Annotated in this window: 23 protein-coding genes and 1 riboswitch; of the genes, 22 read left to right on the forward strand and 1 reads right to left on the reverse strand. The window is 35.8% G+C overall.

Annotated elements, in window-relative coordinates; genetic code table 11:
* Positions 1-189: 189 nt before the first annotated feature.
* The 16 genes from arcA (at position 190) to ACQV2S_RS01605 (ending at position 16,247) form a co-directional block, all read left to right on the forward strand.
* On the forward strand, positions 190-1,401 hold the full coding sequence (gene arcA, locus ACQV2S_RS01530; RefSeq protein ID WP_428874662.1) for an arginine deiminase: 1,212 nt from the start codon (positions 190-192) through the stop codon (positions 1,399-1,401).
* A 36-nt stretch (positions 1,402-1,437) separates the two neighbouring features.
* Entirely contained in the window at positions 1,438-2,439 is a 1,002-nt protein-coding gene (gene argF, locus ACQV2S_RS01535) for an ornithine carbamoyltransferase (protein ID WP_428874663.1), read from the forward strand.
* Between the two features lie 101 nt (positions 2,440-2,540).
* Positions 2,541-4,046, forward strand: coding sequence for a YfcC family protein (locus ACQV2S_RS01540; RefSeq protein ID WP_428884916.1), 1,506 nt, complete (start codon positions 2,541-2,543; stop codon positions 4,044-4,046).
* A gap of 12 nt (positions 4,047-4,058) precedes the next feature.
* Positions 4,059-5,396: a M20 family metallopeptidase gene (locus ACQV2S_RS01545; RefSeq protein WP_428873833.1), complete on the forward strand. Its 1,338-nt coding sequence runs from the start codon at positions 4,059-4,061 to the stop codon at positions 5,394-5,396.
* 16 nt (positions 5,397-5,412) lie between these two features.
* Positions 5,413-6,354: a carbamate kinase gene (gene arcC, locus ACQV2S_RS01550; RefSeq protein ID WP_428873832.1), complete on the forward strand. Its 942-nt coding sequence runs from the start codon at positions 5,413-5,415 to the stop codon at positions 6,352-6,354.
* 295 nt (positions 6,355-6,649) lie between these two features.
* Positions 6,650-8,341 carry an arginine--tRNA ligase gene (gene argS, locus ACQV2S_RS01555; protein ID WP_428884917.1) on the forward strand — a complete coding sequence of 564 codons (1,692 nt, stop codon included), beginning with the start codon at positions 6,650-6,652 and terminating at the stop codon, positions 8,339-8,341.
* Between the two features lie 213 nt (positions 8,342-8,554).
* Positions 8,555-9,253 (forward strand): Crp/Fnr family transcriptional regulator, encoded by a 699-nt coding sequence (locus ACQV2S_RS01560; RefSeq protein WP_428873830.1) that lies wholly within the window; start codon positions 8,555-8,557, stop codon positions 9,251-9,253.
* 22 nt (positions 9,254-9,275) lie between these two features.
* The gene (locus ACQV2S_RS01565) at positions 9,276-9,830 is read left to right on the forward strand and encodes a cob(I)yrinic acid a,c-diamide adenosyltransferase (protein WP_428874667.1); all 555 of its coding nucleotides are present in this window, start codon (positions 9,276-9,278) and stop codon (positions 9,828-9,830) included.
* A 31-nt stretch (positions 9,831-9,861) separates the two neighbouring features.
* On the forward strand, positions 9,862-10,683 hold the full coding sequence (locus ACQV2S_RS01570; RefSeq protein WP_428884918.1) for a metallophosphoesterase: 822 nt from the start codon (positions 9,862-9,864) through the stop codon (positions 10,681-10,683).
* A 2-nt stretch (positions 10,684-10,685) separates the two neighbouring features.
* Positions 10,686-11,417: a hypothetical protein gene (locus ACQV2S_RS01575; RefSeq protein ID WP_428884919.1), complete on the forward strand. Its 732-nt coding sequence runs from the start codon at positions 10,686-10,688 to the stop codon at positions 11,415-11,417.
* On the forward strand, positions 11,414-12,169 hold the full coding sequence (locus ACQV2S_RS01580) for an adenosylcobinamide-GDP ribazoletransferase (RefSeq protein ID WP_428874670.1): 756 nt from the start codon (positions 11,414-11,416) through the stop codon (positions 12,167-12,169). The genes ACQV2S_RS01575 and ACQV2S_RS01580 overlap by 4 nt, the downstream gene beginning before the upstream one ends.
* A gap of 48 nt (positions 12,170-12,217) precedes the next feature.
* A riboswitch (adenosylcobalamin-variant (AdoCbl-variant) riboswitch) is annotated at positions 12,218-12,312 on the forward strand.
* A 101-nt stretch (positions 12,313-12,413) separates the two neighbouring features.
* Positions 12,414-12,635: a hypothetical protein gene (locus ACQV2S_RS01585; protein WP_428873824.1), complete on the forward strand. Its 222-nt coding sequence runs from the start codon at positions 12,414-12,416 to the stop codon at positions 12,633-12,635.
* A gap of 272 nt (positions 12,636-12,907) precedes the next feature.
* Complete coding sequence (cobU, locus tag ACQV2S_RS01590; RefSeq protein ID WP_428874672.1) at positions 12,908-13,510, forward strand: bifunctional adenosylcobinamide kinase/adenosylcobinamide-phosphate guanylyltransferase; 603 nt, start codon at positions 12,908-12,910, stop codon at positions 13,508-13,510.
* 32 nt (positions 13,511-13,542) lie between these two features.
* On the forward strand, positions 13,543-14,460 hold the full coding sequence (locus ACQV2S_RS01595; protein WP_428873822.1) for an ABC transporter substrate-binding protein: 918 nt from the start codon (positions 13,543-13,545) through the stop codon (positions 14,458-14,460).
* Positions 14,447-15,499: a FecCD family ABC transporter permease gene (locus ACQV2S_RS01600; protein ID WP_428884920.1), complete on the forward strand. Its 1,053-nt coding sequence runs from the start codon at positions 14,447-14,449 to the stop codon at positions 15,497-15,499. Before ACQV2S_RS01595 ends, ACQV2S_RS01600 begins: the two co-directional genes overlap by 14 nt.
* Positions 15,492-16,247, forward strand: a complete 756-nt coding sequence (locus tag ACQV2S_RS01605) for an ABC transporter ATP-binding protein (RefSeq protein WP_428873820.1) — start codon at positions 15,492-15,494, stop codon at positions 16,245-16,247. The genes ACQV2S_RS01600 and ACQV2S_RS01605 overlap by 8 nt, the downstream gene beginning before the upstream one ends.
* Here the strand turns inward: ACQV2S_RS01605 and ACQV2S_RS01610 are convergent.
* Positions 16,232-16,693: a kinase/pyrophosphorylase gene (locus ACQV2S_RS01610; protein ID WP_428874740.1), complete on the reverse strand. Its 462-nt coding sequence runs from the start codon at positions 16,691-16,693 to the stop codon at positions 16,232-16,234. The genes ACQV2S_RS01605 and ACQV2S_RS01610 overlap by 16 nt on opposite strands.
* A 97-nt stretch (positions 16,694-16,790) precedes the next feature.
* On the opposite strand from ACQV2S_RS01610, the gene ACQV2S_RS01615 reads away from it, so the two are divergent.
* From ACQV2S_RS01615 to ACQV2S_RS01640, 6 genes are all read left to right on the forward strand, one after another.
* Positions 16,791-17,288 carry a Fur family transcriptional regulator gene (locus ACQV2S_RS01615; protein ID WP_428873819.1) on the forward strand — a complete coding sequence of 166 codons (498 nt, stop codon included), beginning with the start codon at positions 16,791-16,793 and terminating at the stop codon, positions 17,286-17,288.
* 124 nt (positions 17,289-17,412) lie between these two features.
* Positions 17,413-17,586: a 30S ribosomal protein S21 gene (rpsU, locus tag ACQV2S_RS01620; RefSeq protein WP_066126806.1), complete on the forward strand. Its 174-nt coding sequence runs from the start codon at positions 17,413-17,415 to the stop codon at positions 17,584-17,586.
* A 178-nt stretch (positions 17,587-17,764) separates the two neighbouring features.
* Positions 17,765-18,787: a PhoH family protein gene (locus tag ACQV2S_RS01625; protein WP_428873818.1), complete on the forward strand. Its 1,023-nt coding sequence runs from the start codon at positions 17,765-17,767 to the stop codon at positions 18,785-18,787.
* On the forward strand, positions 18,759-20,981 hold the full coding sequence (locus ACQV2S_RS01630; RefSeq protein ID WP_428884921.1) for an HD family phosphohydrolase: 2,223 nt from the start codon (positions 18,759-18,761) through the stop codon (positions 20,979-20,981). Before ACQV2S_RS01625 ends, ACQV2S_RS01630 begins: the two co-directional genes overlap by 29 nt.
* A gap of 10 nt (positions 20,982-20,991) precedes the next feature.
* Positions 20,992-21,474, forward strand: coding sequence for an rRNA maturation RNase YbeY (gene ybeY / locus ACQV2S_RS01635; RefSeq protein ID WP_428875802.1), 483 nt, complete (start codon positions 20,992-20,994; stop codon positions 21,472-21,474).
* Positions 21,458-21,835 carry a diacylglycerol kinase family protein gene (locus tag ACQV2S_RS01640; protein ID WP_428873815.1) on the forward strand — a complete coding sequence of 126 codons (378 nt, stop codon included), beginning with the start codon at positions 21,458-21,460 and terminating at the stop codon, positions 21,833-21,835. The genes ybeY and ACQV2S_RS01640 overlap by 17 nt, the downstream gene beginning before the upstream one ends.
* Positions 21,836-21,867: the final 32 nt, after the last annotated feature.

Raw genomic sequence — 21,867 nt, forward strand, 5'->3', positions numbered from 1 at the left:
TTTGAAGTAGTTATTAATACCACTATCTTTCTGACGAAAGATAGTGGTATTCTAAAATTTAAGGGATAAATGTGATGAATATCTCATTTAGAATGTTATCAATTCAATTTATCGAAGTGACCGATTTAACGGAAACGTTTTCTATCGTATGTTAGACTAGAGTTAACAAATAATTAAGGAGGAAATAAAATGTCCCACAGTATTAATGTTAATTCTGAAATTGGTCGCTTGAAGAAAGTAATGCTTCACCGTCCGGGTAAAGAATTAGAAAATTTGATGCCAGATTACCTTGAACGCTTATTGTTTGATGATATTCCTTATCTTGAAGCAGCGCAAAAAGAACACGATGAATTTGCTAAGTTATTAGAAAGCCTAGGTGTTGAAGTACTTTATTTGGAAAAATTAGTGGCTGAAGCAATTGATGCAGAAGGATTGAAAGAACAATTTGTTGATGAGTGGATGGCTGAAACAGGGTTAGAGCCAGGCCAAAATTATGACCAAGTTAAACAGTATTTAATGGATATGGAAGATACCTATGAAATGGTATTAAAAACGATGGAAGGATTCAAGAAGAGTGAGATTAAGCATGAATCAAATGGTTTTGATGAATTGCTGTCAAACTATCCTTTTTTAGTGGACCCAATGCCAAACTTATACTTCACTCGAGATCCCTTTGCAACGATGGGTAACGGTGTTTCTCTTAACCACATGTACTCAGATACACGTAACCGTGAAACATTATATGGAAAATATATCTTTAACTATCACCCAGAATATAAAGGAACTACCCTTTATTATGAACGTGATGAAGATACACGTATCGAAGGTGGAGATGAGTTAGTTTTATCTAAAAACACTCTAGCAGTTGGGATTTCTCAACGTACTGATAAATATTCAATCGAGAAATTAGCTCGCAACTTATTTAAAGAGACTGAATTCAAAGAAGTATTAGCATTCTTAATCGATAACAACCGTAAATTCATGCATTTAGATACTGTATTTACTATGATCGATTATGATAAATTCACTATCCACCCTGAAATTGAAGGCGAATTAAAAGTCTTCTCAGTAACTCCTGGTGAAAATGGTGAAATCAAGGTGACTGAAAAAGAAGGGCTGTTAGAAGACATCTTAGCAGAAGCTTTAGGTTTAGAAAAAGTTACCTTAATCCGTTGTGGTGGTGATGACATCGTAGCTGGAGCACGTGAACAATGGAACGATGGTGCCAACACCTTAACGGTAGCACCAGGTGAAGTAATTGTTTACAACCGTAATACTGTAACCAACAAATTATTGATTGAAAATGGTATTAAGATTCACCAAATCGAAGGTAGTGAATTAGTACGTGGTCGTGGTGGTCCTCGTTGCATGTCAATGCCATTTGTTCGCGAAGATATTTAATTTTTTTGATAAACACACAGATATAGGAGGGAATTTATGTTCCAAGGAAGAAACTTTTTAAAAGAAATCGACTTTACTGCCGACGAATTAAACTACTTAATTGATTTCTCAATTCACTTAAAAGACTTGAAAAAACGTGGGATTCCACACGAGTATTTAAAAGGACAAAACATTTGTCTATTATTTGAAAAAACATCTACTCGTACAAGAGCAGCCTTTACAGTAGCTGCTAATGACTTAGGTGCGGCTCCAGAATTCTTAGGTGCTAATGACATTCAATTAGGTAAAAAAGAATCTGTAGAAGATACAGCACGCGTTTTAGGTAGCATGTTCGACGGTATTGAATTCCGTGGTTTCAGTCAAGAGATGGTCGAAGACTTAGGTAAATACGCTGGAGTTCCTGTGTGGAACGGTTTAACTGATGAATGGCATCCAACTCAAATGATTGCTGATTATATGACCTTAAAAGAAAATTTTGGAGAGCTAAAGGGCAAAAAGTTAGTATATTGTGGTGACGGTCGTAATAATGTGGCTAATTCATTATTCATCACTGGGGCTATTATCGGTGTTAATGTGACCATCGCTTCACCAGAAGAATTATTCCCAGATGAAGAATTGGTAGCAAAAGCTCAAGAGTACGCGAAAGAATCAGGTGCTACTATTGAAATTACATCTGATATTAAAGCCGCTGTTAAAGATGCTGATGCATTATATACAGACGTTTGGGTTTCAATGGGTGAAGAAGACAAGTTCGAAGAACGTGTTAACTTATTAAAACCATACCAAATCAATAAAGAATTGACTGACTTAATTGAGGGAGATTATATTATCCTTCACTGCTTACCAGCTTTCCATGATACAGAAACAAAATATGGTAAAGATGTAGCAGAAAGATTCGGTGTTAAAGAAATGGAAATTACTGACGAAGTATTCCGCAGTAAACAAGCCCGTCAATTTGAACAAGCTGAAAACCGTATGCACTCAATCAAAGCGATTATGGCAGTTACTAACGGGAACTTGTTCATTCCTAAAGCTTAATAACAATAACATTACCCTATAAAAAGTGAAACGGGGCATGAAATCCGATTGTGGCCATGAACCGCAATCGGATTTTGTTTTAAAAAAGGAGGAGGAAGAAAATGGAAAAGATGAAGAAACGAAAGATGTTGAATGCTTTTACGATACTATTTATTATTACGGCGGTTATCGCTGTATTAACGTGGATTATTCCATCAGGCGCCTATGAGGTGGATCCTGAAGGAAATTTTATTGCTGGAACTTATCACACAGTAGAGCGTACACGTCAAGGGTTGTGGGATTTATTTGCTGCACCTATTCGTGGTTTTTTAGGTACAGAAACTACTCCTGGTGCAGTGGATGTTTCCTTATTCATTATGATTGTTGGAGGATTTCTAGGAGTAGTCACTGAAACAGGTGCCATTGATGCTGGGATTGCCTCTACCATCAAAAACAATAAGAATAATGTTACAGGTTTAATTTGGATTTTAATGGGTATCTTTGCTATTGGTGGTTCTACTTATGGTATGGCCGAAGAGACTATTGCCTTCTATCCACTCTTAATTCCATTAATGGTGGGTATCGGAATGGATGCCTTGGTGGCAGTCGCAATCATTTTAGTTGGTGCAGGTTTAGGGGTTCTATCTTCAACAGTTAACCCATTTGCAACAACTATTGCTTCCGATATGGCGGGAATTTCTATGGCTGACGGTATGTTACTACGTTTTATCTTCCTAGCTGTTACCTATGTAATTGGAGCTATGTATGTAACTCGTTATGCTAAGAAAGTTTTAGCTGATAAGAATAACTCTATGATTGCTGACCATATGGAAGCCGATAAAGAAAAATGGAAAGTCCCAGATGATGTACCGAAAGTAACTTCTAAACAAAAGGGTGTCCTTTGGTTATTTGTCCTTACTTTTGTGATTATGATTCTTTCTTTAATTCCATGGGCTGATCTAAATGACAACTTTACATTCTTCAATACTGTTCATGAATCCTTACTAGGTATACCAGTAGTCGGAGATTTAATTGGGCAGTCATTAGAAGGCTTACCATTTGGTACTTGGTACTTAGTTGAAATTTCAGTTCTATTCTTCTTAATGTCAGTAATTATTGCTGCTTATTATGGTATTAAAGAAGATCGCTTTGTAGAAGTATTTATCGCAGGTGTTAAAGATTTAATGTCAGTAGCTCTAATTGCTGCAGTCGCTCGTGGTATTCAAGTAGTTATGAACGATGGCCAAATTACCGCTACTGTATTACACTGGGGAGAACAAGGGTTAGCGAATTTACCAAAAGGTGTTTTCACAGTCTTAACTTATATCTTCTATATCCCAATGTCCTTCTTAATTCCATCGACTTCTGGTCTAGCAGCAGCTACTATGGGTATCATGGCGCCATTAGCCCAATTTGCTGATGTATTAGAAAGTATTGTAGTAACTGCTTTCCAATCTGCCAGTGGTATTGTAAACTTAATTACTCCTACTTCTGGTGTCGTTATGGGAGCTTTAGCAATTGCCAATATCGAACTAACAACTTGGTGGAAATTTATGCGTAATTTGATTATCATTATCTTTGTAGTGACAATTGTCTTACTATTAATTGGAGCTTACTTAGGAATTTAAAGGAGTGTTTAAATGGATTACCAATTAACTAAAAATCATCAAGAACCAGCTATTGAAACTTTGCGCCAATGGGTTGCTATTCCATCTGTATTAGATGAAAATGATGCGGAAACTCCATTTGGTCAACCCATTCAAGAAATGCTAGAATTTGCTTTAAAAACTTGTCAAGAAATGGGCATGGAAACCTATATTGATCCAGAGGGTTATTATGGTTATGCAGAAATGGGTCAGGGTGAAGAGTTGTTTGGTGTTCTATGTCACTTGGATGTGGTTCCAGCTTTAAACCCAGATGAATGGACAACGCCTCCATTTGAAATGGATATCCGTGAAGGAGCCTTATTTGGTCGTGGAACACAAGATGATAAAGGACCTTCTATTGCTGCCTTGTATGCATTAAAAGCTTTATTAGACCAAGGACATGAATTAAATAAACGTGTTCGCTTTATCTTTGGAACAGACGAAGAGAACTTGTGGCGTGGGTTAAACCGTTACAATGAAAAAGAAGAGCAAGTAACAATGGGTATTGTTCCTGACTCATCTTTCCCTCTAACCTATGCAGAAAAAGGCTTACTACAGTTGCACATCACCGGTCCAGGTTCAGATGCTTTTGAAATGGAAAATAAAGGAGCCCTAAATGTGGTGCCTGATAAAGCTATTTACAAGGGTGATAAAAAAGATGAATTAGTACAAATTCTTGAGGATTTAGGCTACAAATACCAAGTAGACGGTGAAACTTTAACTGTTTTAGGTAAATCCGTTCACTCTAAAGACTCCTTAAAAGGAGACAATGCTTTAACGCATCTAATTGAAGGAATGTCTGAATTATATGACCATCCTGTCTTAAAATTTGTTAAAGATCACTTTGCTAATGATGTTAATGGTAAGAGTATCTTTGGTGAGGTTGAAGACCAAGCATCTGGCAGCCTAACATGTAACATTGCTAACCTAGAGGTTACGGCAGAAGAGTCTAAACTAGGTATTGATATGCGTATTCCTGTAACTGCTGACAAAGATCAATTGGTAGAACAATTAGCTAAAGTAGCAAAAGAGTACAAACTCAAGTATAATGAGTTTGATTATCTAGCTTCGTTATATGTTCCAGTTGACTCTGAGTTAGTAACTACTTTGTTAAAAGTATATCGCGACTTAACTGGCGATATGACTGAACCAATTTCTTCTGGTGGCGCTACCTTTGCTCGCACAATGAAAAATTGTGTGGCATTTGGTGCCCTTCAAGAAGGGGTAGAAGATACAATGCATCAAATAGATGAAAGAATGCCACTCGATAATTTCTATCAAACCATGGAAATCTATGCCCATGCATTGAAGGCTTTAGTTACTAAGGCCTAATGAAAGGATTGAATATATGAAAAAACGTAAAATTGTTGTCGCTTTAGGTGGGAATGCGATTCTATCTTCCGACCCAAGCGCTCAAGCACAAAAAGACGCTTTAAAAGAAACAGCAAAACATTTAGTGAAATTAATTCAAAATGGAGACGAGGTTATTATTACTCACGGTAATGGTCCCCAAGTTGGAAATCTATTGCTACAAAATATTGCAGCTGATTCTGAGAAAAACCCAGCTTTCCCATTAGATTCATTAGTGGCTATGACCGAAGGCTCAATTGGTTATTGGTTACAAAATGCCATGCAAAATGAATTAAATAAATTAGGTATCGATAAGCCAGTAGTTAGTTTGGTCACTCAAGTTATTGTAGATAAAAACGATCCAGCTTTTGATAACTTATCAAAACCAATTGGACCATTCTACAGTGAAGAAGAAGCCAAACAACAAATGGCTGAAACTGATGCTAGCTTTAAAGAAGATGCTGGTCGTGGATGGCGTAAAGTTGTTGCTTCACCTAAGCCAGTTGCTATCAAAGAAGTTGATTCCATCAATACCCTAGTAAATGCTGGTAATGTAGTGGTTGCAACTGGTGGTGGCGGTATTCCAGTACTTGAAGACAATGGCCAATTAGTTGGAGTAGAAGCAGTTATTGATAAAGACTTTGCTTCACAAAAACTAGCTAACGATCTCGGAGCTGACTTGTTTATCGTTCTAACAGGTGTGGATTATGTCTATGTAAACTACAACAAACCAAATCAAAAAAAATTAGAAAAAGTTTCGATCGAAAGCTTGAAAGAATATATTAAAGAAGAGCAGTTTGCACCGGGATCTATGTTACCAAAAGTTGAAGCAGCTATTGCATTCGTTGAAAATACAGATCATGGTAAGGCTGTCATTACTTCATTAGAAAATCTTCAAGCATTAATTGAAAATGAATCCGGAACGATTATTAAAAAATAAGAGCTTGTTATTTTTTTAAAATTAATATACAATGAGACAAAATTAATAATTAAATCTTAAAGAGAGTAGATTATGCAAGACTGAATAGCAAGTTGGGATGATGGGAGCCGATGAGTCTTAATTAATTGAACCGCACTTTATTATTTGGGTGAATGAAATGAGTAGTTCATCACGTAGGCAACTGCGTTATCAATTTAAGACCTTAAAATTTAAGGTGAATTAGAGTGGTACCGCGTATAACCATATGCCTCTAGAAGGAATTCTAGAGGCTTTTTTGTATAGAAAGGAAGATTTTATGTTAGTAAAAAAGCAAATTGTTGAAACTTTATATCCTATATTATCAGAGCACTTGACCCAAGAACAGATCGAAAATTTAATTGAACAACCTAATAATAATGAGCACGGAGACTATGCTTTTCCAGTTTTCTCTTTGGCTAAAATATTTCGCAAAGCCCCCCATCAAATTGCTGAAGAAGTAGCAAAAAAAATTGATACTTCTGCATTTGAAAAAGTTCAAGTAGTCGGAGCTTATATCAATTTTTATATTAAGCGCGACGACTTGGCTAGCAAAGTCTTAAAAGAAGTACTTGAACAAGGTGAAAGCTATGGTCAAACAGATATTGGTAAAGGAGGTAACGTTCCAATTGATATGTCGTCTCCTAATATCGCTAAGCCAATGTCAATGGGACACTTACGGTCAACCGTATTAGGGAATTCGATTGCCTTAATTTTGGAAAAATTAAATTATAATCCTATTCGTATTAACCACTTAGGTGATTGGGGAACGCAATTTGGTAAATTAATTGTTGCTTATCAAGGTTGGGGTGATGAAGAAACAGTAAGGAAAGATCCAGTTAATGAATTAGTAAAGTTATATGTTGATTTCCATGAAAAAGCTGAAGAAAATCCCGAATTAGAAGATCAGGCAAGACAAGTCTTCAGAGCCCTAGAAGATGGCAATGAAGAGTATCATAGACTATGGACTTGGTTTAAAGAAGAGTCTATTAATGAATTTAAACGTGTTTACAATCTTTTAAATATTAAATTTGATCATTATACTGGAGAATCGTTCTATAATGATAAGATGGGCGAAGTTTTAGATTATTTAGCAGATAATAATATCTCTAAAATCGAACGTGGAGCCACAATTGTTGACCTTGAAAAGTATCACTTACCTGTTGCTTTAATTAAAAAATCAGATGGAGCTACTTTGTATCTGACTAGAGACTTAGCGACTGCTTACTATCGCAAGCGTACTTTTGATTTCGTGATGAGTTTATATGTTGTTGGTAATGAGCAAAGTGATCACTTTAGACAATTAAAAGCTGTTTTAAATGAAATGGGTAACGATTGGGCTGAAAATATGCACCATATTCCATTTGGCTTGATTACTTTAAATGGTAAAAAGTTATCCACTCGTAAAGGTAAGATAGTTTTACTTGAAAAAGTGCTTAATGAAGCGATTGAAATTGCCGATAAACAGATCACAGCTAAGAACCCTGACTTAGAAAATAAAGCTGAGATTGCTAAACAAGTGGGTGTGGGGGCTGTTGTCTTCCATGACTTAAAAGCAGATCGTCTCAACTCTTTTGATTTTAATTTAGATGATATCGTTCAATTTGAAGGTGAAACTGGTCCATATGTTCAGTATACTTATGCGCGTTTAAATACAGTGCTTAATAAATATAGTAAGGAAATAAAGCCAACGGAAGAGTTGAAGTTAGATCATGAACACTCATGGGAAATCATTAAATTAATTAAACAGTATCCAGAAGTCATTATTAAGGCAGCTGAGCATTTTGAACCATCAGTCATTGCAAAATATGTTATTCAATTAGCACAATTGTCCAATAAGTATTATGCCAAAGTCCGTATTTTGGAAGAAAATGATCAGTTAGAATCAAGAATTCAATTGGTTAAAGCGATTACGATTGTTCTAAAAGATGCATTATCATTGCTAGGTATTGGCGCTCCTGAAAAGATGTAATGAGAACCTCCTGTTAACATTTATTGGACACCTTTCATTGTTTGATTTATATATTCACAAGTGAGATAATATCTATGAATAAATGACATAAAAGGTGAGTAAATATAGTGGCATCTTTTGAATTGAATTTTGAAAATTGAAAACTAAATTTCTATACAAAAGACTCCTTTTATCGTCAGTAAACAATTTACTTTGACAAAGAAAGGGGTCTTTATGGTTAATCGGGCAATTGAAAATTATATTAACGATATATATAACTATGATTTTTTCAATCGACTTTCAATTGATGAAGTCAATCAAATTACTTCTAACTCTATTTTTCATCACATTCCAAAAGGTCAGTTAATCTTTTTTCAAGATGATCCAAATATTTATTGTTATTTCGTCTTTAAAGGATTGGTTCGTCTTGAAAGAGAAAATGCTTCAGGAGAGTTTTGTTACTTAGATTATGTGGCGGAGGAAAGTTTTTTTCCTTATGCGGAATTCTTTTTTAAAGACCACCATCTTTATGATGCCTATGCAGCTACAGATGTTGATTTAGCTTACATCCCCAAAAACCTAATGGAAAATATTGTCTTTAAAAATGCGGAACAATTCAAATTTCTTTATGAAAATTTAGCCAGTGTCCAATATTATTTGGAAAAACGTGTGCAAATGACGGCTATACCAAGTGCTTCTAGCCGAGTAATTCAGACCCTGGCTTTATGGATGTATGATATGGGGCGTTTTATGGGTGATCATGTGGTTATTCCACATCCATTGACTATTAACGAAGCGGCGACAGTAGCCGGTACGACAAGAGAGACAGCAGGAAGAGTCATTAAAGATTTAACTCAAGAGAAAAAAATTACTTTTACACGTAAAAAAATAATTTATCATGATTGGAAATATTTTAACGACCTGATTCAGTAACTATCAAAGAGGTGAGAAAACAATGAAAATTTATACGCGAACAGGAGATCAAGGGAATACGCGTTTAATTGGCAACCGTGTGGTAGCCAAAAACAACCCCTTAGTTGAGGCATATGGAAGTATTGATGAACTCAATTCTTATATTGGTATCCTTATTGCAAGCCCTAATTTAGCCGATGAAATTCGTCAAGATTTATTAGAAATTCAACAATTACTATTTGATTGTGGGACAGATGTTGCAAACGCAGATGAAAAGATTCCTTATCGTACCACAGAGACTGCTATTACTTGGTTAGAAGAACGAATTGATGCTTACGATAAAAGAGTTGACCCTATTGAATCTTTTATCTTGCCTGGAGGAACCATGGAAGCCAGTCAACTTCAATATGCTCGTAGTATTGCTCGTAGAGTTGAAAGAAGGCTGGTTAGCCTACCAATTTCTGAAAAGTTAAATCCGAATGTCTTAAAATTTCTTAATCGGCTTTCCGATTATTTGTTTGTAGGTGGTCGCTTAGTTAACCACCTTAATAATCAAGCAGAACCGAAGTATGTAAGATCGGGGAAAGTGTTTCGCTAAGTGGTTTAAATTAATTGTGAGGAGATAGAAAATGAAGATTGGTGTTATTTCTGATCTCCATATTGATTTACAAGCAGAGCCCTACGCTCAAACAATTATTGATTTACTGGCTAAAGAAACTGATGAGTGGAATTTGTCTTATTTAATTATAGCTGGAGACATAGCGAATCATCAGTCTTTAGTTTTTTCATTCATTAAGGACTTACAAGCAGCCATAACCATCCCTTTATATTTTGTTCCAGGAAATCACGATTATTGGTCTACTAATCAAGAAACCCAAATTATTTATGATAGCTATTGTAACCATCCGAACTGTTTAATAAGAAAGCCACTTTCTCTAAATCAAGATTGGGGATTAGTCGGGCACTCCGCTTGGTACAATCATTCGGGAAATTTTGGACGTCATGATGAAAAATTTCTTCAAGCAGGTAGATACCAAGGTTATAAGTGGGAGGATAAACTACATATTAATTGGCAGCAATCTGATCGCCAAGTCTCAAGAGAATTTGCCAGAACAATAGAAAAAGATATGATCTATCTAAACAAAGCTAATTATATTCTAGTCACTCATTTTGTAACAGATTTTGATTTGCAAATCTTACCAGATCCTAAATTTCAAGAAGACATAGATTATTTTAATGCTTTTATTTCTACTGATGATCTTAAGCCTCTTTATGATAAATATCCCATCCGTCATAGTTTTATGGGACATGTCCACCGCAGACAGAAACTGACTAAGCAAGGATGTAATTATTATTTAACAAGTTTAGGAACACCTAGAGAGTGGGAAGAGGGATCGACTTTGTTGGACAATCTAAAGGAAGCTTTGAAGGTTATTGAGATAGGAGAGTAGAAATGGAAAAATATCGTGATATACATATTATGCCATTAAGTAATGATGAGTCCTTAGTTATTGCTTGTGACACTTCAGCTTCAATCGGCCAAAAAGAAGCTGATGTTTTAAGCGTTTCACCCCAAATTACTGCAGCTTTTGCTGTTCGCGTGGTACTTATGGAGGTTCTTTCTGTAAACGCCCAGCCACAATTATTAATAAATATGTTTGGCAATGAAATGAATCCAACTGGAGATTTAATGCTTGATGGTATAAAAAAAGAACTGGCATTAGCAGGTCTTTTTGATTTAGCAATGAATGGCTCAACTGAGGAAAATATGCCAACTAAGATGACATCCCTTGGACTCACCTTGCTTGCAAAGGCCAAAATCGCTGATTTAAAAATAAAAAAAGTCCAACCAGGGGATCAAGTCTATCAAATAGGAAAACCTTTAATGGGTCAGGATTTAATTGACCAGGTCGATCAAATAGTTAGTTATCAAGAGCTTTACCACTTATTAAATCTTAAAGATGTCATTCATGAAATAGTTCCAATTGGGTCTCAAGGTGCGATTGCTGAAGCACAGCAAGTGGCTAAATTTAACCAACTTGATTTTAGATTAGGTCAAGATTTACCTCAATTTTATCAATCAGCAGGGCCTGCAACATCGCTCTTAATTGTAATAAAACCAGCTTTTAAAGCTAATTTATTGACAGTTTTTAAAGATATTAAATGGGTGGGTGAGCTATATTGATTGAGTCTATTATTTTATATTTTCAATTTTTTACAGCAATCCCAATTAATCAATCAGTCGATCAAGCAGCTACTAAATTAAAAAAAGGGGTAATCTATTTCCCAGCTTTTGCTTTTATATATGCCGGAATCTTTGCTTTGTTCTTTTTTTTATTTCGTAACTTTTTCTCATCCACCATCGCATGGTCTCTATTAATTATCTTGGATATTTTACTAACTAGAGGCTTTCATTATGATGCTTTGGCTGATACTGCTGACGGACTATTATCCTCTAAAAAAGCTGATGAGATGGTTCGAATTATGAAAGATTCAGCAATTGGAGCCAATGGTGCTTTGATCTTAATTTCGACTATTTTACTTACCTTTGTTTTAGGAAGAGAGTTTTTAATTAATTATTTTGAAAATGAAATAGTCTTTGTTATTGCTTGGGCTGCCAGTGGTCGTAGCTGTTTACCCTTAATGTTTTATCAGTTAGTGTATGTTGGTGATAACCCCAATGGCTTAGGTAGTCTTTTCCTAGGCGTTTCTACTTGGAAAATTGTGGCCAGTCAGATTTTAACAATGGCCTTCTTTTTCCTATTAGGGTGGCCGTATCTACTTAGTTATATAAGTCTTTTGCTTACCATGTATTTTTATCGCTATTTCGTGTATCATAAAATTTCAGGTATGACAGGAGATACCATGGGAGCTGCTGCTTTAATTGGTCAAATCATTTATATGCTGTTTGTTTTACTTCTTTTTAATAAGAATTAGGATTGTTATTTTCTTTAATAATTATGCTATAATGATGCTAAGCTCTTTGATAATTAAGATAGAATAGGGGAAGCACGTGAGAATCGTGCGCAGTCCCTTGCTACTGTATGGATGAAAATCTAAGTCAGATTACCTATTTTATCAAGGATGATTGTTATTTCTCAAGGTCTCGTAACAAGGTTCGTTAACAAATACGTTTATTAACCAGACAAGTAGCCTAGTCTGGTTTTTTTAAGGAGGTAAGATGAAGGCAAAAGATTTAGTAACCCTTGCTCATATGATGTCATTGTCAATCATCTTAGCACAGTTCAAGCTATTCTTGACAGTAGCTTTTGATTCAAGTCCAGCTTTTATACTCTTGCTAGCTATGAGAAGATCTGCTGGCGCGATAGTTGGTGCTATAGGACATTTAACAACGGCAATGAGCTCAGCTTTTCCCTTAAGTATTCCACTTATCTTTTATTAATGGCACTTATGATACTAGCTCAGATTAATTTTGTTATGATTTATCGTAAATTTAAATCTTTGAAATATGGCCGGTTATTCTTCCAACTCTAGGCGCCTGCTTGTTTAATGTTTTATTACCACTTCTATGTTTTCAACCGATTTTAGGGGCTGCAATGCTGGTAAGTTTCTTTTGGCCCTTAAAGCTAGCTACTCTTGCTAATATATTGTTAGCTTTGCGACTTTTTGAAGGTCTAACAAAAATAAATATATCGATGTTTAGGAAGTGAGTGAATGGGGGAAATTATTTATTATACTGGAGGAGCTAAATCTGGTAAATCTAGATTAGCTCAAGAAGAAATTTATAGACGAAAGCTTCAAAATATTGCTTATATAGCAACCCAAGCCAATAAGTTTTCTGATTCAGAAGTAAAAAGGAGTATTGAAAAACATCGTTTATCAAGACCCAAAGATTGGGATACTTATGAACAGGCTCATGATTTGGATCAATTGGTTAAGCAACTTTCAAATAATTATCAAATTGCTTTAGTCGATTGTATGACGGTTTGGCTAACCAATATTCTTTTTGATAAATGGCAATTCTTAGCTAACAATCAAGAACTATCTTTTGATGAGTATGTCAATGAACTAAAGGGTGAGCAAATCCAAAAGCTAGAAGATTTTGTTATGGAAGAGCTTAATGCTTTTTTAAAAGAAATAAAAGCTTCATCAACGGATTTTATCATTGTGTCAAATGAGCTAGGTCTAGGATTAGTTCCAGAGTATAAACTCGGGCGCATTTTCAGAAATATTCATGGTTTAATGAATCAAGAAATTGCCAGACAAGCGAACTTAGTTTATTGGGTGGTTTCAGGAATTGCAGTGAATATAAAGTAAAAAAAATTTAAATAAATAAAGGAGAAAATTAAATGAATAAAAAAATTGCTGTTTTAATGATGTTTGTGATGACTCTGTTTACCGGACAAATGGTATCTAGTGAAGAAACGACGGTTCTCACATTGACCGATATGGTTGGTAGAGAAGTTGTGCTTGAAGAGGGACCCGTTGATGAAATTGTTACTTTAATGCCAGCAGATGCTGAGATACTCTTTGAAATAGGAGCGGGAGACACTATTGTGGGTCGAGGAACTTATGTAGACTTCCCGGCAGATGAAGTGGAAGAGATTCCAGCTATCGCTACTGGTGAAAATTTAAATATTGAAGAAATTATTGCCCTAGACCCAGAAGTGGTTGTGATGACTGCTATGTCCTTAACTGAAGATCAAATGACTGCTATTGAAGACGCAGGAATTACCGTCTTGGTGACAGATGCCCAGACAATTGAGGAAGTCTATGAAGCAATCGATTTGCTCGGTCAATTAGTTGGTAAAGAAGAAGAAGCAGACCAATTAATTGAAGAAATGGAAACAGTCTTTAAAGAGTTTGAAGAAAAAGCTGACCAAGAAGAAGAATCTAAGAGTGTTTATTATGAAGTTTCTCCGCTAGAGTTTGGCTTATGGACTGCTGGTTCTGAAACCTTCATGGATGAAATTGGACAGATGTTGAATTTAGAAAATGTTTTTGCAGATCAAAAATCCTTTGTTGAAGTCTCAGAAGAACAAGTTTTATTAGCCAATCCACAAGTAATCATTACTACTTCTCTTCCTATGGATGAAGAGGCTCCTTCTCCTGAAGAAGAAATTATGCAACGCAAAGAATGGGATGACCTTTCAGCTGTAAAAAATGATAAAGTTTTTGCAGTAGACAATTCTGCTTTCACTAGACCTGGACCGCGCTTGATGGATGCTGTCAAAGAATTATATGATCTAGTTTATGGCACAGAATAAGAGCTGGCAGCTTTCACAATCAGCTAAAAAAAGTGTCGTAAAATTAGTCCTGATGGTGTCAATAACTCTCTTAATACTAGCTATGGCTTTGATTATAGGAAGTGTGAAAATTTCTTTTACTGACTTGTATCAAGTGCTAGAAAATCAAGTCTTAAATCAACCAATGACCGACTTGGAACAACAGGCAACCATCTTACTTGCTGTTAGACTACCTCGTTTACTCACTGCTTTTTTAATCGGCATGGCCTTTTCTTTGAGTGGAATGACCATGCAAAGCTTGTTAATGAACCCCTTGGCTGATGGCTCTACCTTGGGAGTTTCAGCTGGAGCAAGCTTGGGTGCTGGCATTGCTATCGTCATTGGGATTCCTTCCTTTATCCAAAGGCAAGGAATCTTTTTGATGGCGGTGATCTTTGCTTTTGGATCACTCGTATTGATTTTATCTTTTTCTTATTATTTGGATAAACAGTTAAAGAATATGACTGTTATCTTAACTGGAATCGTCTTTACCATGCTGGTCTCTTCATTAATGAATATTTTAATGATTATTAGCAAAGAAAAGCTGCCTTCTTTAGTTTTTTGGACTTTAGGGTCGCTTTCAGGCTCCAGGTATACCGATGTTTGGGTAATGGGTGTTTGCGTCATAATAATGGGTGGCTATATTGTTATGAAATGGCAAGAATTGAACGCTTTTTCAATGGGGGAAAACATCGCAAGAAATATTGGGATAAACATAGTCTCTGTTCGAATTAAATTGTTTATTGCCACTTCCATCTTGATTGGTGTTGCTGTTTCAATAGGCGGTTCGATACCTTTTGTAGGTTTAATAACCCCCCATATTAGTCGTTTAATTGTGGGCTCCAATCATAGACGTTTGATTCCTTGGACTCTATTTATTGGTGGTAACTTTATGGTGGTAACCGATTTATTAGCTCGCACCATTGCCTCCCCCCTTGAAATACCAATAGGGGCAATCACTTCCTTATTTGGCAGCTGTATTTTTATTCTTATCTTTGCTAGGGGGAAGCGTAATGCTTAAAGTTAATAAACTCAAAATGGAATTAGATAAAAAAATAATTTTACATGACATTAATTTTGAAGTAGCCGAGGGTGATTGGTTGATGATTTGTGGACCAAACGGATCAGGAAAAACCTCATTAATAAAAGCTCTATCTGGTCAAAATCCCTACACTGGAGAAATTGAGATCTATGGCAGCAACCTTCGGCTTTTAAAAAGCAATCAAAAGGCAATGATTTTTGGTGTTTTAGACCAACATCCTGGTTCAGACTTTGATTTTACTGTAGAAGAATTAGTGCGTATGGGACGCTACCCACATCTTAAAGGCTGGTTTAAGAGCTGGACAGACATAGATCAAGAGGCGCTTGAAAGAGTCCTGCTTCAAACCAATCTATATCAAAAGCGTAAGCGATCAGTTCAAAGCTTATCAGGAGGAGAAAGGCAGCGAGCATACTTAGCTCAACTTTTTTTACAGGATCCTAAGTTATTAATATTAGATGAACCAAGTAATCATTTAGACTTAATATATGAGCAAAACCTTTTTAGAATACTTAAAGAGTGGTTGCAGCAGCCAGGACGATCCATTATTACAGTTATGCACGATTTGAGTCTTGCTAAAAAATATGGAAATCGGGCTCTATTGTTAAAAGAGGGACATCAAGTAGTTTTTAATGATGTGTCTAAGGCTTTGTCTTCAGAAAAATTAAATAGCAGTTATCAAATGGATATTACGAGTTATTTAAAAGAAAAATATCAACAATGGCAATGATAATAACCCCTAAATGTTTTTACGTCAACATTTAGGGGTGTTTTTGAAGGGTGTGAGACAGCTAATAAGATAATATCTGCTTCGATAAAAATTTTGGGCTCTTTTCCATCAGCATAGCGCATGGCAAATTCCACGGCATTAATACGGTCAAAATATTCATGGTTTAACTCGTTTTGAGCACCGATAGTTTGACTTGTTTTTCCGGTAAGTTGTGATACCACTTGAGTAAAGGGTGGTGATAAATTAAAGAAATGTAAATTATTCATTATGCAAAAAGATTCGGCCTCTTTAGCTTGATGATTTTTAGCCTCTTGTAGAACCCCTTGCAAGCGCGAGCTTGTTGAAATGAAGACATATTTGTGCAATAATATATGAACATATGGGAATTGATAGGCTACTGCTTTAGCAACTCTTAAGGTGGTCTCACCAATTGAATCCGATATGATAAAAAATGAAGTGGTAACGGATTTGCTTGATTCCTAATGGCTATCCAGTTAATGAATTAATTTAAGTTTACCATATTTCTTGAAAGAGGTGACAGAATTGAAAGAAGTTAGATTAAATGAAGGTCAGTTAGCTCCAGAAGTTCAACAACTTATTGATCAAGGTTTAAAGACTCTAAAAAAAGAAGGATTTAAAATGACCAAGAAGCGCCGAGAAATACTTTCCCTCTTTGCTGAAAACCAACGCTACCTATCTGCTTTGGGCATTCATAAAGCATTGGAAGAGAAGTATCCGACCATGTCTTATAATACTACTTATCGTAACCTCTATGATTTCGTTGAAGTGGGTATTCTTGAAACGACGGAATACCAACAAGAACAACTATTTCGATATAATTGCCATTTAACTCACGGCACAGACCATCACCATCACCATCATTTTATTTGCACCAATTGTGGTAAAACAATTCTACTTGATGCTTGTCCCATGCAACATATTACAACCGATTTATCTTCAGTTGAAATAAGGAGTCACCGCTTTGAAGTCTTTGGCCTGTGTGCTGAATGTAAAGAAGTATTACAAGATAATCCCGCATAAACTTCACAAAAGTTTTTCTTTGTTCTTGAAAAGCTTTAGATTCATGCTATAATATAGAGAGGACTTTGTTTAGATTATTATTTCTAAGGAAAGGTTACTATAAGCTCGGGGGGAGGGGAACCAGATGTCAAAAACAGTAGTTCGTGATAACGAATCATTGGATGACGCTCTTCGTCGCTTTAAGCGTAACGTTTCTAAAACCGGTACTTTGAGAGAGGCTCGTAAGCGTGAATTTTACGAAAAGCCAAGTGTTCGACGTAAAAAGAAATCAGAAGCAGCTCGTAAACGCAAGTTTTAAGCGTATCGCCTAAGCAACAATATAGAATAAAATATTCTGTTTAAAAAGAATCAGTTTTCTGGTTCTTTTTTATTTTTAAAAAATATCATAATAAGTATTAATATATCGGTCTTTTATTCCATTTTATAAGCATTTTATGGTAATCTTAACTTAGTTTATTAATAAAGGAGACGACTATTTGAATAACAACGAAAAATTCTCAAAACAAGTCACCGTCACAAACACAGATTGGCTAATTTCCTTGTTGGGCAATCATGATAAATACATACGTATGATTGAAGATAGTTTCGAAGTAGAAATAACCAACCGCGGTGAAATAATTAACATTATTGGTGAGCGTGAAGAGACAGTGGAGTCTGTTCGTCAAATCCTCCTAAACCTTATTCAACTTTTGGAAAGGCGAATCACCCCTCGATCCATGGATGTCATGACAGCCATTAAAATGGCAAAAAGTAATAAATTAGATTTTTTTCTCAACCTTTACGAAGAAGTGGTGGGTCGTTCTGCAGATGGAACAGCTATTCGTGCCAAAAACTTTGGACAGTTACAATACGTTAGAGCTGTTAACCGACAAGACGTTGTCTTTGGTATGGGACCTGCTGGAACTGGAAAGACCTACTTGGCTGTTTTGATGGCTGTCCAGGCTATGCGAGAAGGTAAAGTGAAAAAAATAATACTGACACGCCCAGCAGTCGAAGCTGGAGAAAACCTTGGTTTCTTACCAGGTGATTTGAAAGAAAAAGTAGATCCTTACTTAAGACCAATATACGATGCCTTATATAACATTTACGGAACGGAACAAACCAACCGTCTAATGGAAAGAGGCATTATCGAAATTGCGCCATTGGCTTATATGAGAGGTCGAACCCTAGACGATGCTTTTGTTATTTTAGATGAGGCTCAAAATACAACAATTGCACAAATGAAAATGTTCTTAACTCGATTAGGCTTTGGCTCAAAAATGATTATAAATGGCGATCAGTCACAAATTGACCTACCTAAAGGGGTAAAATCTGGATTGATTGACGCCTATCATAAATTAAGAAAGGTTAAACGCATTGAATTTGTATCTTTTGATGAGTTCGATGTGGTTCGTCATCCAGTAGTTGCGGATATTATTAGAGCTTATAGCAAAGAACCCATGATTGAAAACCTTCCAAGGAGAGAAGAAAATGAATCGTCGACTACAGTTACTTCATGAGCGTTTAGGTAAAGTCTTTATACCTCTTATTACATTCATACTATCCTTAGCAATTTTTTTAATTGGCTATCAACACGTCAAACCAGAAGTTTATCACTTTGAATTGAATCAAGTAGCAGATGAAACAATTTTAGCGCCTGTGACGATGGAAGATGTTGAGCAGACAAAAGCCAATCAACAAAGAGCTAAGGATGCTATTAATGATATCTATTTATATCAAGAAGATATCAGGATTCAGGAAATTACGCGGATTGAGCAGTTTTTTGGCTTTGTTCGTGAGGCTCGTAATGGTAAGTACTCACGAGACGGTGTAATTGATTCTTTAAAGAATGCATCTAAAGAAAAGCCACTGGATCAATCTTTTAATGAAAAGGTCAATAATTTACCAACTAAAAAAACCAACTTCGATAATTTATCCGAGGAGCAAAAGCGAACAGTGATTCAAGCACAATTACAAATGGTAGATGAAAATGTTTTTAATTTGTTTGATCAGCTTTCTAACCGCTCAATTGATCAAGTTTTTAAAATCAGTCCCTTAGAACTATCTGAATTACAATCGAATTTAACTGATTTTATATCCGAGAGTCTTGCTCAAGAATTAGGTCCTGATCAAGTTGATAAAGAGTTGGACAAATATCGTTTACAAATCACATCTTCCGATATGTCAGAGCTTGCTCAGCAAACGACTTTAAACTTTTTAGGCGCCTTGATAAAACCAACGATGGTATATTCGGAGTCAGAAACAAATCGCTTAAAGGAAGAAGCAGCTTCCAAAGTTCAAACATCTTATATTCTACAAGGACAAGTTATTGTTCAAGAAGGTCATATTATTAATCAAAATAATATGCGACAACTTGAGATGTTTGGTTACTTGGATGCATCGACTAAGCAATATCTCATGCCAGTCTTTGTTCTATTAATTTTTGTCCATGCTTTTCTATTCGTTTATATCTTTTCTGATAAATTAAATTGGACAGATTTAAGCCGTGCGAATATGCAGGCTACTGCTTATATGATTATTGTTTTTGGGTCGTTGATCATGGCCAAGATGGGACATTTCTTCCAACAGGCAGGTCTAGAGTATGGTATGTTGCTTCTACCTTTGATGATTTTACCAGGATATTTAAAAGAAAAATCTTCCTATAAAGTAACATTGTTAGCATTTCTATTTATTAATATCTTTGCTATTTTTATAGTTAGTGATTTAGACAATCAAACTGTTGTAACCTTCATCAGTTTATTTTACCTATTTACTACCATTGTTTCCGTTTTACTGACTACTTTTTCTGATCGTCAGGCGATGAAAGTAGAAAAAAGAGTGGCCTTAAATATCATTTGGCAGTTCATAATTGCTTTGCCTCTAATGGCTGTTCTTACAATTCCTATATTATCTCGTCAGGCTTTTATCATCCTAATAATGACAATTGCAGCTAATTTACTTGGCTTGTTATTAATCGCTGTTTTTGAACCCTACTGGGAGCAACTTTTATCCAGTCGTTCAGCCATGACGATGAATCAGTTAGCTAATTTAAATCATCCCTTATTAAAATTGTTGATTGAAAAAGCACCGGGAACCTATCATCATTCAATTATGGTGGCTAATTTAGCAGCGAATGCCGTGGAAGCCATAGGCGGGGATTCCTTGACCACCCGGGTAGCCTCTTACTATCATGATGTTGGAAAGACAGTCCATCCCCTATTCTTCGTTGAAAACTTATCTGGAGGCATTGAATCACCTCACCGCATGGTAGGGCCAGATGAGTCTGCTAAAATTATTATTGATCATGTTGCTCAAGGTGTAAAATTATTAGAAGAGTACCGTATGCCTCAGTCTGTTATTGATTTATGTAAAGAACACCATGGCACAACCATGACTAGCTATTTTTATTACCAAGCTAAAGAGCAAAAAATGACTATTAATCCAGAGACCTTTAGATATCCTGGCCCGATTCCACAATCAAAAGAATCCGCTATAGTGATGATTGCAGATTCAATGGAAGCAGCCTCTCGAACAATGAAAGAACATACTCAAAAGAGTATTGAAGAATTACTGGATTCCATAATTGCGAGTAAGATTAACGATGGCCAATTTGCCGATTGTGGGTTGACGGTTGATGAACTAAAAACAGTAAGAAAGTCACTAATTTTAGGGATAGCTAGTATGTATCACACGCGTGTGGAATATCCTAAATAAGGAGAAGAAAATGCAAGTTGAATTAATTGATGAAGGTCAGAGGCTGACTGAAAAACAAAAACAGATTATCTTAGACTTAATTGATCAAGCGGGCTTAAAAATCGCTGCTCCTACTCAAGCAGAATTAGACATAACCATCGTCGATAATCACACCATTCGCCAATTGAATCGCGACTACCGTGGTATTGACCGAGCAACGGATGTGCTATCTTTTGCTTTAATGGAGGGGGAAGAACCAATAGATTGGTCAGTTATCAGCTCAAATGAAGTTCAAGAGCCAATAAATCTTCACTTGGGAGATATTATTATTTCAATCGAACGAGCGCTTGAACAAGCCAGTGAATACAACCACTCTCTAGAAAGAGAGTTGGGATTTCTAGCTGTCCACGGTTTCTTACACTTAAATGGTTATGATCACCAAACCATTGAAACTGAGAAAGAGATGTTTGCAATTCAAGAAGAGGTGCTGAGTGAATATGGACTCACAAGATAATCCTTTTAAGAATTCAAATTTTTTCCAGTCTTTTATTTGTGCCAGCCAAGGATTTTTTCAAGCAATTAAAAGTGAAAGAAATCTAAAAATCCACTTATTTTTTGCTTTAGTGGCAGTCCTTTTAGCCTTTTATTTTAAATTTGAACCACTGAAATGGACGATTTTACTATTAACTATTGGCCTTGTTATCTTTTCCGAATTAATCAATACAGCAATAGAAGCGGTTATTGATTTAATTGTAGCAGACCAATGGCATCCCTTAGCGAAAAAGGCAAAAGATATCGCTGCTGCTTCTGTTTTAATGACAGCAATCATTTCCATTATAATCGGGGCTATACTATTTCTCCCCTATTTATTTTAAAAGGTGACAATTAATCATACTAAAGGAGTTTA

The organism is Facklamia sp. P13064 (assembly GCF_050409425.1).
Classification (GTDB): domain Bacteria; phylum Bacillota; class Bacilli; order Lactobacillales; family Aerococcaceae; genus Facklamia.